We start from the raw sequence: 1,398 nt of genomic DNA on the forward strand, positions 1-1,398 counted from the left end.
CGAGGTAGAGCTGTGAGTCTTGCGGTGGCTGGTCTGGGATCGGCTGGTGAGGATGGCGTCGGCTGCTCGCCGTGGTCGTGACTCGAGGTAGAGCCGGCCCTGTTGGGGGTGCCCTGCTACGGATCTGTCCGGCTGGGGTGGGCGGCCGGCGCTGTTCTGGCCCACCTCGGTGTCCTGATCAGAAGGGTGTCCGCCCCGGTGGGGCGTGACTCGTCACAGTGTTGTCCCGAAGTGACTCCTACCCAGGCCGGCGCCGGCCGCCAGCGGCCGGACCGTCGTCCCTGGAGTAGGAAGGACCCGAGCCGCCATGACCATCGTCGCGCATGCGCACCCGTTCGTCGTGGGTGTGGACACCCATGCCCGCAACCACGTCCTAGCGATCCTGACCGGCACTGGTGAGGTTATCGATACCCGAGAGTTCTCGACCACGAGCGCGGGCCTGGCCCGGGCGATCGCGTGGGTCGCGCGCCGCACCGGTGGTGATCTCGCCGTGTTGTGGGTGATCGAGGGCGTCGCGTCCTATGGTGCGGGCCTGACCGGCGCCGTCGAACGGGCGGGCTACGAGGTCGTCGAGGCCGCGCGGATGGACGCGCGCGCCCACCACGGGATCGGCAAGTCCGACCCGTTGGACGCTGCCCGCATCGGTGCCGCCGTCCTGGCGCTGGATACCGACCAGCTGCGCCGTCCGCGCCGGGGCGACGGCATCCGAGCCGCCCTACGCGTCCTGGTCACCGCCCGCGACCACATGACAGGCGAACGCACCGCCACCATCAACGCACTGACCGCCCTGGCCCGCGTGGTCGACCTCGGCCCCGACGCCCGCAAGCCACTGACCCGCACCCAGATCGCCGCAGTCGCGCGCTGGCGCCCGCGCGAGGAAGACCTCGCCACCGCGACCGCACGCACCGAAGCCGTCCGCCTGGCCAAGCGCGTGAACGAGCTCGACGAACAGATCGCCGCCAACCAGGCCCGCTTGACCGAGCTCGTCCAAGCCAGCCAGGCCGCACCGCTGCTGACCAAGATCGGCATCGGCCCCGTCACCGCCGCGATCGCCCTGACCGCCTGGTCCCACCCCGGCCGGGTCCGCTCCGAAGCAGCCTTCGCCGCCCTGGCCGGGGTGAACCCCATCCCCGCGTCCTCGGGCAACACCGTCCGTCACCGACTCAACCGCGGCGGCGACCGCCGCCTGAACAAAGCCCTGCACATCGCCGTCCTGACCCGCATGACCCACGACCCCGAAACCCGCGCCTACATCGAACGACGACGAGCCCAAGGACGCACCACCCGAGAGATCCGACGCTGCCTCAAGCGCTATCTCGCCCGCCAGATCTACAGGACCCTCAACACCACCGAACCCGCCACCACCCCAGCTTGACGAACATAGAAGGATCCGTGGTC

The 1,398-nt window shown here is 70.5% G+C and carries 1 protein-coding gene; it reads left to right on the forward strand.

Going from position 1 to position 1,398, the window contains the following annotated elements; translation table 11 throughout:
• Positions 1–307: 307 nt before the first annotated feature.
• Complete coding sequence (locus ACTJIY_RS20790) at positions 308–1,375, forward strand: IS110 family transposase (RefSeq protein ID WP_440675397.1); 1,068 nt, start codon at positions 308–310, stop codon at positions 1,373–1,375.
• The last annotated feature ends 23 nt before the right edge of the window (positions 1,376–1,398 follow it).

This window comes from Cellulosimicrobium sp. 22598, from assembly GCF_052044445.1.
Taxonomy (GTDB): Bacteria; Actinomycetota; Actinomycetes; order Actinomycetales; family Cellulomonadaceae; genus Cellulosimicrobium; species Cellulosimicrobium cellulans_G.